The following is a 13693-nucleotide window of genomic DNA, read 5'->3' on the forward strand; positions in this document are numbered from 1 at the left end:
ATACGTGTTGGACTTAACGATTGTCTTCGTCTTCATCAAACTCAACAAGTTCGTAAGCATCTTCGCCCATGTCTTCGTTAGCAAGTAGCAATGCATCTTCATACGCACTACCAAACTCAATACGAGTAATGTCATATAGGTCGTATTCGTATGTTTCATCAAACCAGCGGGCATCTGAACCGATTTCTTCCAGTTCAAAAGTGGTGGCATCTGCTCGAAGCACACGACCGATTTCACAACCATCAGAATCCACCTCTTCACGGTGGATGGTCACTAAACCAAACTCTTCACTAATGTCCATTAGAAGTACCGCAAGATCATCCAAGTCCACTTCTGGATCTTCAATGTCTTCTCCACGGATTTCAAGCACACGCTTTTGGAAATCATTAAACGGCGCGGGGTGCATAAAGTCGCTAATATCTTCTAGAAACAGGATCTGATAGCCATTTAGATGAACACCATCATCAATGAGCTGCATGAGCACCATTTCTTCATTTGCCGCGATGATAAAGCCATCTGTCCAATTATCTGGTCCGTCAATTTCCTCACGGAAGATACGTACTACATTCTTACGTGTTCGGGCTTTTTCCAATTCGATGAGCATACTGGCTCCTAAAGGACATCATTAAAAACAGGGTTAGTGTAAACCTTGGCTAACCTAGGAACAACTTATTGCTGAAATTCGTGCCAATTTTCAATCAAATCAATAAGATCATCTAAGCCGCACTCCGATTCAATGCCATCATTAGAGGCTTGAAAAAAGTTACTTTGAGTGTCAAACATGGCTTTAATCTCGTCTTCTGCTTGGCTCATGTCTACGCGACGTTTTACCACAACGCCTTCAGGGCTGATCACGACTTGAAAAATTCCGTGCTGGAATTCGGTTGTTTCGTCTTCTTTTTCCGCCAATGATACAGCTTGCCAAACACGCTGAACCGTTTCTTTGTTGGTTAGGTGCTCACTAACCCATTCCGCAATGGCTGAAAACTCAATGTCCGCAAATACTCGGTATGAGCCTTCTTCTTGATCAAATGCTATTTCATAATCCATAGAGCAGAACCTCACTCTTTACTATCACTATCAAGGGTATCACTAACAGGGCTATCACTATTTTCTTGGCGATATGCCACATTCTGTTGCTGCTGACGTTGGGGCACAGCTGCAGCAAGTCGCGCTTGTCGAGCGGCTTCCTTGGCAGCTTTAACTTGCTCTACTTTGACCCACTCATCTGCCACCATCTCTGGGGTTTCCATCACGTAGGGACCAATGGCACCACTACGTACATCTGATAAGAAAACTTCAGCGGCTTTGTGCATGTCGACTTTTCCGCCAGCGCGTAACGCCCCGCGCTTAGAACCAATAATCTTTAACGTTTCAGCAGCATCTGTCGGAATCGCTTTTAACTTGTAGCGGGTAACGAGCGCATCATTGTAATCCGCTAAGAAAAAGCTCAAGCCAACTAAGGCGACATCTTCATAATCAATGGCGGTATCTCGCACCGCACCAGTCACTGCCAAACGATAACTGGCATCAGGGTTCTCGATTTTGGGCCATAGAATCCCAGGCGTATCCAACAGTTGAAAACCATCGTGTACGCGCAGCTTTTGCTGTGCTTTGGTGACTGCTGGCTCATTGCCCACTTTAGCCACACGTTTACCTAACAAAGCATTCATCAAACTTGATTTGCCCACATTTGGGATACCAGCAATCATCGCTCGGATAGGCTTCTCTGCAGTACCTCGATGCGGGACAAGAGCTTGTACCCAATTTGACAGTTTTGCTAAATCCGCCTTATCAGTCGTACTAAAAGGGTAAGCAGTGATATCGTCAGCGTCACGCCAATGCTCTAACCAGCGATTGACACGCTCACGGTCCGCTAGATCTTTTTTATTGAGCAGGCGTAATACAGGCACATCTCCACGCAAAGTGGTCAGCATAGGGTTTTGACTTGAGTCCGGAATACGGGCATCCAACACCTCAATGACCAAATCGACTTGGGTCATGACTTTCTCGATTTCACGTCGAGCTTTATTCATGTGCCCAGGGAACCATTGAACGCTCACGATTACACCTCTCAGTTTGATTCAAAAAAATTGGCGCGCAGTCTACCACAAAGTTTAGTTCACCTACGTAAAAACTCTGCGTTGTTGCACAAATAGACTGTGATTTAGCGGATCTTAGATCAAAAACGACGGATAAATGCAGGAACCACTATAAACTGACATGTGTCAACGCAGAAAAAAGCCCTCCTGCCTATACTGCCAAACATCCAGAAACCTTAGGTGTTCAACCACTTAACGCTCTCTCTGGGTGTTCTCTCGATCGGGCTATCGCCCCTTTGGCCGTAGTGACGCCATCACTGCGGCCTTTCTTTTGTTTGGTCCACTCCCTCAAAGAAATCCAAGGTCTGCACATAATCCAAAACGTCTGGGTAAAGAATTTCAAAGGGCTTTCGGCTCTGGTCTAACAACAATGGCAGCTCTTGAATAAAAGGCTCTAAATAATGCCCCAAAGTCCACCTGCGCTGAATAGAGCGTAACGCTCTTTCAACCCCCTGCTGTGTCCCTAAATCAGATAGCCAATTTCTTTGTTCGAGTGAGCTGATCATGGCCTGTAATCTTTGAGGGCAATTCCCTTTATCTTCCCTTAAAGCTGAAACCGCTGTGTCTGCAAACCGTTCAAAAGACACTTGCTCAAAGTTCCCCCATGAACGAACCAACCAATAATCCATGACCACATCCTGAACAATGCCAGCAAATCGTCTGCGCCCTTCACGTGGCAGGCTTTTAAACGCTAGTGACTGCGGATGCGCATCCACAAACGTGTCAACAGCTTGATGTAAGCGCCACCCGGTGACCAAATCCTGTTGTTCATTATTCGGTAACCAAGGGAAATCGCCGAGCAAATTGCCCGCATAAGAAGTGCTGGTCACTTTAGCGATGTGTAAATGCGCAATGTAGTTCACAATGTTTAACCATAAATTTCAGTCTGTCTTACCTGCTATAAATAGTGACGCTTCGCAAAATTTGCTAGACTGCGAAAAATTTTTATCATTTAGGTACGCATTTGAACGCTCCGACCAATATTTCGCCTGCGGGCATCCTGCCTGCAAAGCTAACAAAACTGCTTGCAGACATGGGCATCCAAGATTTCACTCCGATCCAACAGCAAGCTTTACCAGACGTCATTGATGGCAAAGATGTCATGGCACAAGCACAAACAGGTAGTGGTAAAACACTGGCGTTTGCCATTGGCTTAATTTTACGACTTAACCCACGCTACTTTGGTTGCCAAAGTTTGGTGCTTTGCCCTACTCGTGAGCTCGCTGATCAAGTCGCTAAAGAGATTCGTAAAGTTGCACGCTACTTAGAAAACATCAAAGTACTAACTCTTTGTGGTGGCATGCCATTTGGTCTTCAAATTGCGTCCCTTGAACACGGTGCTCACGTTGTTGTGGGCACTCCTGGTCGTATCATGGAGCATTTGCGTAAAGGCAATTTAGACATCTCTGGCATTAGCACACTTGTTTTAGATGAAGCGGACCGTATGCTGGACATGGGCTTTATTGATAGCATTCGCGACATCGTTGCTCTAACACCTAAAAGCCGACAGACCTTATTGTTCTCAGCCACTTACAGCGACAACATTGCCAGCATCCGAGATGAATTCCTTCGCCAACCGCGCTTTATCAAGATTGAAGCAGAGGAAAGTTCAAAGCCCAATATTGATCAATATTTTGTGAGAGCTAACAACAGCGACAAACCAAATCGTTTGCTGGATACGTTGGCGCACTTTGAGCCATCTCAGGTCATTGTTTTCTGTAACACCAAGGCGGAATGTGATGACGTCGCAGCTTGGTTGACCGACCACGATATTAGTTCCCTTGCGATACATGGTGATTTTGAGCAGAAACAACGTGATCAAGTGTTGGTGCGTTTCTCAAACCGAAGCTGTTCAGTACTAGTGGCGACGGACGTGGCAGCTCGTGGTATCGATGTGAAAGAAATTGACCTCGTCATAAACTACGACACTACACGAGACATCGATGTGCACACGCACCGAATTGGCCGAACTGGCCGTGCTGGTGCACAAGGTATTGCTGTTAGCTTCATTACTGAGCGTGAAGACTACAAATTGGCAGACATTGCCGCGCGCTTTGATATTGAGCCAGAATTCCTGCAAATGGGCATCTGCCCAGGCAATTTTTCACTACAGCCAGATGTCGCTACCATTGCCTTTGATGCTGGTAAGAAGAATAAGCTGCGAGCTGGGGATATTCTTGGTGCGCTAACTGCAGGACTTGGTCTTGAAAAAAGTGCAGTAGGTAAAATTGATATTTTCGACTTCCAAGCCTATGTCGCAATTGAAAAACAACAAGCACGCCAAGTCGTCAAAGCCCTTGCTACCAAGAAGATTAAGGGCCGCACCATCAAATCTCGTGTGCTGCGCTAAGCATGATGAAGTGGTCTTGGTTGTTTGATTCGCGAACCCAATGGCTTGGGTTCGCATTGGGCGCCCTGATTGTTCTGTTGGGGACATTAATGCCTGCCTCTTCTCTTGGTTCACCACCTGGCTCGGACAAGCTACATCATATTTTGGGCTTTTCTTTTTGGGCTGGGCTTTGTGCATGGGGGCCGTCTAAACGCTTTTATGCCTTCGCTTGCCTGATTGTGATATGCGGCGGGATGATTGAGTTAATTCAACCTTATGTCAATAGAATTGCAGATTGGAAAGACTTCATTGCGAATACAGTCGGTGTATCCATTGCCTGCTTCTTACATCTAACACTCACTTTCTTTAAAAAGCGTGGTACAGATACTGCATAGGGTTTAACACGATGATTCGTGTTAAACCCACCTAACAATAATTAGGGAGTATCAGGATGACCAGCTCAACTACAGCGCATACCCAACTATTGCACTCGTTGTTCGAAGCCGCATTGGATGTGGCCCAACCTAATCGATGCGTTCCAAAACATATGCCTAGCCCCGTCTCGGGTAGAACCATCGTTATCGGCGCAGGAAAAGCGTCTGCTGCCATGGCTCAATCCTTTGAGCGAAACTGGAAAGGTGAACTTAGCGGTCTCGTGGTCACACGATACGGATACGCAGTCACTTGTGAGCAAATTAACATCGTCGAAGCAGCTCACCCAATCCCTGATGAAAATGGCCTAAACGCAGCACAAGCCATGCTTGATTTAGTCAGCAACCTGACCGATCAAGACCAAGTGGTCGTGTTAATTTCGGGCGGTGGTTCCGCATTACTGCCTCTTCCCTATGAAGATATGACATTAAAGGAAAAGCAAGACGTTAATAATGCATTGCTAAGATGCGGAGCGAACATTGTTGAAATCAATACTGTGCGCAGACACCTCTCTAAAATCAAAGGGGGGCGTCTAGCGGCTGCATGTTACCCGGCAAAAGTCACCACGCTTTTGATTTCAGATGTTCCGGGCGACGATCTGTCTGCCATAGCATCCGGTCCGACCATCGCTGATAGCACAACTTGTTTGGACGCTTTGGCTATTTTAGATAAATACCAGATAGCCATAAACGATCGTATTCGTGAGCAATTACTAAAAGGCGCTTATGAAAGCGTTAAGCCGAATGATGAACGCCTTGCTTTGGCAACAACCAAGCTGATAGCCACACCACAAATGGCATTAGAAGCCGCGGCAAAAAGGGCTCAAGAGCTTGGTATTAATAGCCTGATTTTAGGGGATAGTATTGAAGGCGAGGCTAAAGAAGTCGCAAAAGTGATGGCCGGTATCACCCGTCAAGTTAGAACCTTTAGTCAACCCATTAAGCCACCTTGCTTACTCTTATCCGGTGGTGAGACCACTGTTACCCTATCGGGCGACGGAGTCGGTGGTCGAAATGTCGAGTTCCTACTTTCTCTGGCCATACAGCTCCAAGGTCAAAGCGGCATCTCTGCTATTGCTTGTGATACCGACGGTGTGGACGGAGCCGCTGACATTGCAGGTGCGATCATCACAGAGCACTCCTTAAACGACGCTGATAAGAAAGGTTTAGATGCTAGCGCTTTTCTTATGAATAATGACGCCCACACATTTTTTGAAAAGATTGGTCAATCCGTCGTGACAGGCCCCACGATGACTAATGTGAATGACTTCCGGGCAATATTTATTGACACACTGCCAACCTAATTACCTCCAAACGAGCGAGCAAAAAGATGCTCGCTCATTGACTAAAACTAAACAATCGATCAAAGTCTTTGCCCGACGAATTTTTTCCCTTTATTTCAACTAGTGAGACAACATGGCAACGATTAAAGCATGGCGCTCCGCCATCCTGCATTGCACCGCAAACCCAGCCGAAGTCGGCACTGATCAAGCCTTTGAATATTTCGAAGACGGATTGCTCGTGGAAAAAGACGGTATCATTCAAGCGTTAGGTAATGCGGAAGAGCAGATTACCCTTTTGGACTCGACGATCGAAGTTGAACACCACCCTGAAGCACTGATTGTTCCAGGCTTTGTAGACACCCACATTCACTATCCACAAAGCGACATGATCGCCTCTTATGGCGAACAATTGTTAGATTGGCTGAATAACTACACTTTCCCTGAAGAAAGTAAATTTGCCGACAAACAATACGCAAGTGATGTTGCTGAACGTTTTCTAGCCGAATTGTTACGCAACGGTACGACTACAGCCCTAGTCTTTGGTACGGTTCATAAGCAATCGGTTGACGCATTCTTTGAAGCGGCACTCCCTCTTAACCTACGTATGATCTGCGGTAAAGTCATGATGGATCGCCATGCCCCTGACTATTTAACCGACACACCGGAAACCGCTTACGAAGACTCTAAAGAGCTGATCGAACGTTGGCATAATCACGGTCGCTTACACTATGCGGTGACACCGCGTTTTGCGCCTACATCTACATCAGAGCAACTTGCTGCCGCCGGCAAGCTGTTATCTGAGTACGATGACCTTTATATGCACACACACCTTTCCGAAAACCGACAAGAGTGTAGCTGGGTACAAGAGTTGTTTCCTGATTCTAAAAACTATTTAGATGTTTACGACCAACACCAGTTACTAAGTGAACGATCGGTTTTCGCCCATGGTATTCATCTGTGCGATCAAGAATACAACCGCCTTAGCGAAACGGGCTCTGCCATCGCCTTTTGCCCCACTTCAAACCTCTTCCTTGGCAGTGGGCTTTTCAACTTAGAAAAAGCCGAATTGCATAAAGTGAACGTGGGTATGGGAACAGATGTCGGAGGCGGTACCAGCTTTTCGATGTTTAACACACTGAACGAAGCCTATAAAGTGATCCAAATGCAGGGACAAAATCTTGATCCGATTAAGTCCTTTTACTTAGCGACATTAGGTGGTGCGAAGGCACTTAGATTGGATGGCAAAGTGGGTAACTTAGCTATAGGCAGTGAAGCTGATTTCGTCATAATAGATAAACATGCCACGCCATTACTCAGTAAACGCTTAGAGCGTGCCAAAGACATCAAAGATACCCTATTTGCCTTGATGATTCTGGCCGATGATCGAGCCATTCAAGCCACCTATGCGATGGGGCAATGTGTCCATCAAAGAGACGCTTAAGCTTTAAAAGGGCCTGATAGAGCGGATATCAGGCCCTGATCTGACTTACTGCTATTGAACAGCGTCCATCAAGAATTGGCCAATTTTTGAATGGTGCTGGATAGAAGACACTGGCAGAATCTGTGCCGCTGGCCCCCAAGCAAATACATTCACAGGCGTACTGGTATGAGTCCCCGTTCCCCACACTGTATTTTGCGCTGTCGCCTGAACACGACCCAATAAATTACCTCGGTCGTTGTATGGGAAGAAAGCATCAAAGTCATGAATAGCAGGAATTGTTTCAGCACTTAAATAGCTATGGTCATGCGTGTGATAAGGATTAGGCTTATCCTGTAACACTTCCTCAGCTTGTGCCAACGTGATATCAAACTCAGAATTCTGATTGACGACTTTTTGCAAGTTAGCAGCCGTATGCTCTGATTCAGGTAACGCTTCGAACTCCGCTAAGATATCGTAATAGCTCTTCTTCTGGTTGTACAAACCATCAAGAATATCAAAGCTGCCGAAATTGAACTTTGGCGCATAATCCGCTGCTTGGAACGCTACACCATCTTTCTTTTGTGGTGCAGGGAGATCATTAGAAGAGTAACTAAATCCAAATGAGCCTGTTTCATGGTCAGCTGTGACGACAACAATCGTATCGTCTCGATCTTTCGCCCAGTCATAGACCACCTGAATTGCTTCATCAAACTTCAACAGTTCATGCAACATAGTACCTGCATCATTTGAATGAGCGGCCCAGTCGATCTGGCCACCTTCGATCATCAAGAAGAATCCATCTTCATCTTTTTCTAGCACGGACAGTGCCTTTAAAGTCATTTCCTTCAACGATGGCTGAGTGCGCGATTCGTCAGACTTTGATTGGCTGTAGCGGATACCATCCATCATGCCTGAGTAAGCAAATAAACCAAGTAGTTTGCCTGAATCAGACGCTTCAAGTTGATCTTTGTTGAATGCCAGGCCGTAACCTTTCTCTTGCGCTTCAAGCAATAAATTACGCTCGTCCTTACGCTTTGATTTTAAGTAAACATCGCCGCCCGTAAGCTCTGTAAGCTGCTGATATACTTCACCCTTTTCATTAGTAGATTCAGGTATCCAATAGCGTAAGCCTCCCGACAGCATAACATCTGGACCCGTGTTCAGCATGTCAACGGCTATTTCATTTTCATAAGAACGATGTGGCTGATGGGCTGCAAATGCAGCGGGAGTAGCGTGTGTTAAACGCGTATCAGACACTAAGCCAGTTGCTTTACCCAAACGTTTGGCTTTCTCCAATACCGTTTCCACGACATTACCGTCTGCGTCAATACCAATAACCTCAGAACCCGTCGCTACACCCGTCGCTAGCTGTGTTGCTGAGCAGGCAGAATCTACCACTATTGCGTCGGTTGGGTAAGTCAGTGAAGAGCCTACAACACCTTCCTGCGCGAAACGATGCAAGGCTGTCGGTTTTCCATGATAAATCGAATTTGGTGCTTTTTGAGCATAGGTTTCCAGCATACCAACTTGCTGAGGCCCCATACCATCCCCAATCATAAGTATGACGTTTTTCACTTCTGCGGCGACGGCACTATATGATGCAACACATAGACCACCAGCAACTAATGCTTTCTTAATCGTATTCATACTGTCCCTTTTTATATTAAACGTTCAATTAAAAAACGAATTATTACAGTATCACTACAATTTATAGTTTTAAAGTGTTTGTTTTTTAAACAAAAAAGTATCATCTCCACATCACTGAAAGTTTTGGTTGGAAATTTGATTACCATATAAGCCTGATCTTAGGATGTGGAATAAAGCTTGCTTGAGTTTTTTCGTTAGATAAATTGAGAGCAGTATCCAAATATATGAATATCATTCCTAGCACTGAAGACTTTCTCCGCGCCGCAAAGCAATCTGAAATCAACGCACTGACTCAACTCATGATCAACAGTTCGTTAGTCGTGAAAGTCTCTGATTTAATTCATGAATTACAAAAAGAACGAGGCTTATCTAACTCTTACCTAGTATCGGATGGCGAGCGACTAAGCCAAGAGCGCAATAATGAGATTCGATATATTTCAGGTGTGCAGCAGACCTTCTGCGAATCACTTGTCAATCTGGACTTAGAACGTCGAGGCAGCTCTACTATTCGCTTATACAATAGTCTCGCTTACGTTCTTCACTCACTAGAAGAACTTCCTGTTTTTCGCAAAAAAATTAATGAAAAAACCGTATCTCCGGTTGATAACACCAAATTTTTTAACCATTTAATTGCAGGACTTTTGGCTGTTATTTTTGAGGCTGCTGACGTTTCCAATGATCCGGATATCACCAGAGTACTCATTGGTTTGTTTAATTTCTTGCAAGGCAAAGAATACGCTGGTCAAGAACGTGCTTGGGGAGTCATTGGTTTTACAAAGGGAACTTTTAGTAAACAAACCAAAGATCAAATCAGGGCTTTAAAAGACGCACAGTTTGGTTGCTTTGATATCTTTAACGATTTTGGTTCAGCAACCTCAACTGCCCTGTGGCGACAGTTAGAACAGGCGAATGCCGCCCAAGAACTTGAACGAATGAGGCAACTTATTTCACGTTTTCAAATAGGAGACACATTGCCAACTTCTATTGGCGAAGTTTGGTATCAAGCCGCAACAGCACGAATTGACGAGATGCAAAAGATAGCTGAGCAAATTACGAATGAGCTCACCTGTCTTTGCAATGATAAAGTTACCCAGGCAAACGAAGAACTCCGTCTTCATGAGGAGAAATTGGTCGAGCTTGCTAACTATGAAGCACCTCCAATGTCACCTTTGACGGCAATGGATAACAGCAATGCTATTCACAATGTTGAAATAAGAAATGGTCTCTCTGTCAATCTCGCCCATTCAATTCACGAACTCGTACAGCGCCAAGCAGAACATTTACGCAAAGTGAGTGATGAGCTAGCCGCCGTCAAGCAAACGTTAAATGAGCGTAAGATTATTGAGAAAGCAAAAGGCATTTTGATGAAGACTCAAAATGCCTCAGAAGAAGAAGCATACAAACAGTTAAGAGAAGCGGCGATGAAAGGAAACAAACGAATCATTGATATCGCAGAGAACATTCTCAGTGTTTCTGAGATGCTGAACTCTCAATAACTTGCTCAAAAATAGTGCAAAAAAAGTGTATGTCGCACCAACAGAAACCCATCCATGCAGTAAAAACAACTTTATCCTTGTATCAGCTATGAAATTTAGGCTTTAGAATACTGGCATGCGCTTTGCTTATATTCTAATCAAGTAAAGCTAAAGTCGGCTTTGCCGATGATTTGGACAATGGCGTCCACAGATGACAACTTTTTTGTCGATCTGTGGGCGCTTTTTTTTTGCTCAAGATGTGACTTTCTTTAATAAAAATAAGCATGAAAGACCGTCTTTAAGCCTTATCCCCATTGAGGAGAAAAGTATGTCATACCTAATGCCTTCTGAGTTTGTTACAAAAATGGTCGACGCCGGTGAAGAAAAGATCTACATGTCGACTAAGGACACCTTAATTCGAGCAATCATGGCTGGCGCCATTCTAGCGCTAGCAGCAGTGTTTGCGATCACTGTTGCGGTTAAGAGTGGCTCACCTATTTTAGGGGCTTGCCTATTCCCTGTCGGTTTCATCATGCTGTATTTGATGAAATTTGATTTGCTTACGGGGGTATTTACTTTGGTTCCATTGGCGATCATAGATAAACGTCCCGGCTGTGATATGAGCCAACTGATGCGTAACTGGGGGCTAGTCTTCATTGGCAACCTTACGGGTGCCCTGACAGTAGCATTTATGATTTCCTTTATTTTGACTTATGGCTACAACACAGATGGCGGTGTCATTGCAGAGAAAGTCTCTACCATTGGTGAATCACGTACGGTTGGTTACGCTGCTCATGGTGTCGATGGTTGGCTGACCATTTTCATTCGCGGCATGCTATGTAACTGGATGGTGTCTATGGGTGTGGTAGGTGCGATGATCTCTACCTCGGCAACAGGCAAAATGGCTGCGATGTGGATGCCAATCATGCTGTTCTTCTTTATGGGCTTCGAGCACTCTATTGTTAACATGTTCCTATTCCCATTCTCTATGATCATGGGTGGTGATTTCACGGTTATGGATTACATCATCTGGAATGAACTACCAACGGCTCTAGGCAACCTTGCTGGCGGGTTCTTATTTGTCGCATTGCCTCTTTACTACACACATGTAAAACAAAGTGCTACACGCAAAGTGGCGGCAAAAGCGGATATTGCCGCTGAAGTAAAAACGTCGTTCTAATCTTTTTTGTTTACACTCCTACTGGTTTTCCAGCATTTGGTGCTCATTTATGAGCACCTTTTTTTATATAGGATTCATCATTCATGAGTACTTCTCTCTGTGTACAGATTGGTCAATTTTCATGTGCTGGCAAGAAACCTTTTAATCAAGATTTTCATGGATTCAAAGTTCCGAATGACACGGTATTACATAGCAAGGGGGTTGCCTTAGCGATTGCTGATGGCATCAGCTCAAGTGATGTTAGTCAATTTGCCAGCGCTGCCGCCGTTCAAGGTTTTCTATCCGATTATTACAGCACATCAGAAGCATGGTCTGTAAAGACCTCTGCTCAACGCGTCCTTACAGCATTGAATGCTTGGTTGTACTCCCAAACCCTTCATAGCCACTTTTCTGGGAATATGAATCGCGGCTATGTCTGTACATTCAGCGCGATGGTCATGAAGTCAGTCACTGGCCATATTTTCCATACGGGTGATACTCGTATATACAAACTTTACTCTGATCATATGGAAGCTCTGACAAAAGATCATCGATTTCAAGTGAACTCACAAAAAAGTTACCTTACGAGAGCTTTGGGGATGGAGGAACATTTAGAGTTCGACTATCGCAGCTTTGCCCTTCATGTTGGAGATGTATTTCTTCTAGCAACCGATGGTGTCTATGAATTTATAAATCATCGAGATGTGTTAAATGCGCTGTCAAAACATGAACAGAACTTAGACCTTGCCGCCAAAGGCTTAGTCGAGTTGGCCATGGAAAAAGGGAGCCAAGACAATCTCACCATTCAACTCGTCAAGGTTATCGAACTCCCTAAAATGGATGATCAGGAAGTATTAGGCCAATTAACCTCTTTGCCTTTTCCACCGGAACTGGAAGCACGTATGGAGTTCGATGGGTATAAAATTATCCGTAAGATTCACGTTAGTCCACGCAGCCACATTTTTATCGCTGAGGATCAAGTCACAGCACAAACGGTTGTTCTTAAAACGCCATCTATGGATCTTCGTGATAACCCCAGCTATTTAGAGCGATTTCTTTTAGAAGAATGGATAGCGAGAAGAATCAATAGTGCACATGTATTGAAACCCTTGGCCCAAGCGCGACGCCCAAATTTCATTTATACAGCAATGGAGTTTGTCGACGGAATTACCTTAAAACAGTGGATGGAGGATCACCCCCATCCAAGCCTTGATGAAGTCCGCAACATCGTCGAGCAAGTATCTCGTGGCCTACGAGCATTTCACCGACATGAGATGCTGCATCAAGATTTAAAGCCTGAAAACATTATGATTGATGTAAACGGTACGGTAAAAATCATCGATTTTGGCTCTGTTAGTGTGGCGGGGTTATCTGAGATTGAAAATGCTATTGAACACTTCCATATTTTAGGAACGGCTCAATACACTGCCCCCGAGTATTTCTTAGGACAAAGCCCAAATGCTGCGGCAGATGTATACTCCCTTGGCGTGATAGCCTACGAAATGCTAACCGGTAAATTACCGTATGGCTTAGATGTAATTAAAACTCGAACAGAAAAACAGCAGGCTCGGTTGAATGCCATTTCGATTAATCAATTTGAAAAACGTACTAATGTACCGCAATGGGCCAACGAAGCCATTTTAAAAGCGATTCACATATCTCCGGAAAAACGCTATCAAGAGGCAGACGAGTTTGCACACGATTTACGACACCCTAATAAAGCATTTCTCAAAAAATCAAAACCACCTTTAATTGCTAGGAATCCATTGAAATTCTGGCAAGGGCTTTGTGCAGTTTTGACACTGTGTTGTTTGGTAATGCTGTACAATATATCAGTGGCTTAGTGG

Annotated in this window: 12 protein-coding genes; 7 read left to right on the forward strand and 5 right to left on the reverse strand. The window is 44.6% G+C overall.

Annotated features, from left to right (window positions below; translation table 11 throughout):
• Positions 1-13 precede the first annotated feature (13 nt).
• The 4 genes from JHD44_RS02975 to JHD44_RS02990 form a co-directional block, all read right to left on the reverse strand.
• Entirely contained in the window at positions 14-604 is a 591-nt protein-coding gene (locus JHD44_RS02975; protein WP_199460937.1) for a hypothetical protein, read from the reverse strand.
• A gap of 65 nt (positions 605-669) precedes the next feature.
• On the reverse strand, positions 670-1050 hold the full coding sequence (locus tag JHD44_RS02980) for a YacL family protein (protein WP_133560094.1): 381 nt from the start codon (positions 1048-1050) through the stop codon (positions 670-672).
• A gap of 11 nt (positions 1051-1061) precedes the next feature.
• Positions 1062-2063, reverse strand: a complete 1002-nt coding sequence (gene ylqF / locus JHD44_RS02985; protein WP_199460939.1) for a ribosome biogenesis GTPase YlqF — start codon at positions 2061-2063, stop codon at positions 1062-1064.
• A gap of 293 nt (positions 2064-2356) precedes the next feature.
• Positions 2357-2965, reverse strand: a complete 609-nt coding sequence (locus JHD44_RS02990; protein ID WP_199460941.1) for an ACP phosphodiesterase — start codon at positions 2963-2965, stop codon at positions 2357-2359.
• Positions 2966-3066: 101 nt separating this feature from the next.
• Between JHD44_RS02990 and dbpA the strand changes: the two genes are divergently transcribed.
• The 4 genes from dbpA (at position 3067) to guaD (ending at position 7586) form a co-directional block, all read left to right on the forward strand.
• Positions 3067-4452, forward strand: coding sequence for an ATP-dependent RNA helicase DbpA (gene dbpA, locus JHD44_RS02995; protein WP_233401660.1), 1386 nt, complete (start codon positions 3067-3069; stop codon positions 4450-4452).
• Between the two features lie 2 nt (positions 4453-4454).
• On the forward strand, positions 4455-4826 hold the full coding sequence (locus JHD44_RS03000; protein ID WP_233401663.1) for a hypothetical protein: 372 nt from the start codon (positions 4455-4457) through the stop codon (positions 4824-4826).
• Positions 4827-4882: 56 nt separating this feature from the next.
• Complete coding sequence (locus JHD44_RS03005; RefSeq protein WP_199460943.1) at positions 4883-6166, forward strand: glycerate kinase type-2 family protein; 1284 nt, start codon at positions 4883-4885, stop codon at positions 6164-6166.
• A 112-nt stretch (positions 6167-6278) separates the two neighbouring features.
• Positions 6279-7586, forward strand: a complete 1308-nt coding sequence (gene guaD, locus JHD44_RS03010) for a guanine deaminase (protein ID WP_199460945.1) — start codon at positions 6279-6281, stop codon at positions 7584-7586.
• A gap of 51 nt (positions 7587-7637) precedes the next feature.
• Here guaD and JHD44_RS03015 read toward each other — a convergent pair whose 3' ends face one another.
• Positions 7638-9212 (reverse strand): alkaline phosphatase, encoded by a 1575-nt coding sequence (locus JHD44_RS03015; RefSeq protein WP_199460947.1) that lies wholly within the window; start codon positions 9210-9212, stop codon positions 7638-7640.
• 320 nt (positions 9213-9532) lie between these two features.
• On the opposite strand from JHD44_RS03015, the gene JHD44_RS03020 reads away from it, so the two are divergent.
• The 3 genes from JHD44_RS03020 (at position 9533) to JHD44_RS03030 (ending at position 13690) form a co-directional block, all read left to right on the forward strand.
• Complete coding sequence (locus JHD44_RS03020) at positions 9533-10708, forward strand: nitrate- and nitrite sensing domain-containing protein (protein WP_199460949.1); 1176 nt, start codon at positions 9533-9535, stop codon at positions 10706-10708.
• A gap of 307 nt (positions 10709-11015) precedes the next feature.
• Entirely contained in the window at positions 11016-11867 is an 852-nt protein-coding gene (locus tag JHD44_RS03025) for a formate/nitrite transporter family protein (protein ID WP_199460951.1), read from the forward strand.
• Positions 11868-11950: 83 nt separating this feature from the next.
• Positions 11951-13690, forward strand: coding sequence for a bifunctional protein-serine/threonine kinase/phosphatase (locus JHD44_RS03030; protein WP_199460953.1), 1740 nt, complete (start codon positions 11951-11953; stop codon positions 13688-13690).
• Positions 13691-13693: the final 3 nt, after the last annotated feature.

Source organism: Marinomonas ostreistagni (genome assembly GCF_016461785.1).
GTDB lineage: Bacteria > Pseudomonadota > Gammaproteobacteria > Pseudomonadales > Marinomonadaceae > Marinomonas > Marinomonas ostreistagni_A.

Excerpts from the sequence above, each read along its gene's own strand:
- JHD44_RS03030 (WP_199460953.1), top strand. The coding sequence starts at position 11,951 with ATGAGTACTTCTCTCTGTGTACAGATTGGTCAATTTTCATGTGCTGGC.
- JHD44_RS03005 (WP_199460943.1), top strand. The coding sequence starts at position 4,883 with ATGACCAGCTCAACTACAGCGCATACCCAACTATTGCACTCGTTGTTC.
- JHD44_RS03015 (WP_199460947.1), bottom strand. The coding sequence starts at position 9,212 with ATGAATACGATTAAGAAAGCATTAGTTGCTGGTGGTCTATGTGTTGCA.
- guaD (WP_199460945.1), top strand. The coding sequence starts at position 6,279 with ATGGCAACGATTAAAGCATGGCGCTCCGCCATCCTGCATTGCACCGCA.
- JHD44_RS03000 (WP_233401663.1), top strand. The coding sequence starts at position 4,455 with ATGATGAAGTGGTCTTGGTTGTTTGATTCGCGAACCCAATGGCTTGGG.
- JHD44_RS02980 (WP_133560094.1), bottom strand. The coding sequence starts at position 1,050 with ATGGATTATGAAATAGCATTTGATCAAGAAGAAGGCTCATACCGAGTA.
- JHD44_RS03025 (WP_199460951.1), top strand. The coding sequence starts at position 11,016 with ATGTCATACCTAATGCCTTCTGAGTTTGTTACAAAAATGGTCGACGCC.
- JHD44_RS02975 (WP_199460937.1), bottom strand. The coding sequence starts at position 604 with ATGCTCATCGAATTGGAAAAAGCCCGAACACGTAAGAATGTAGTACGT.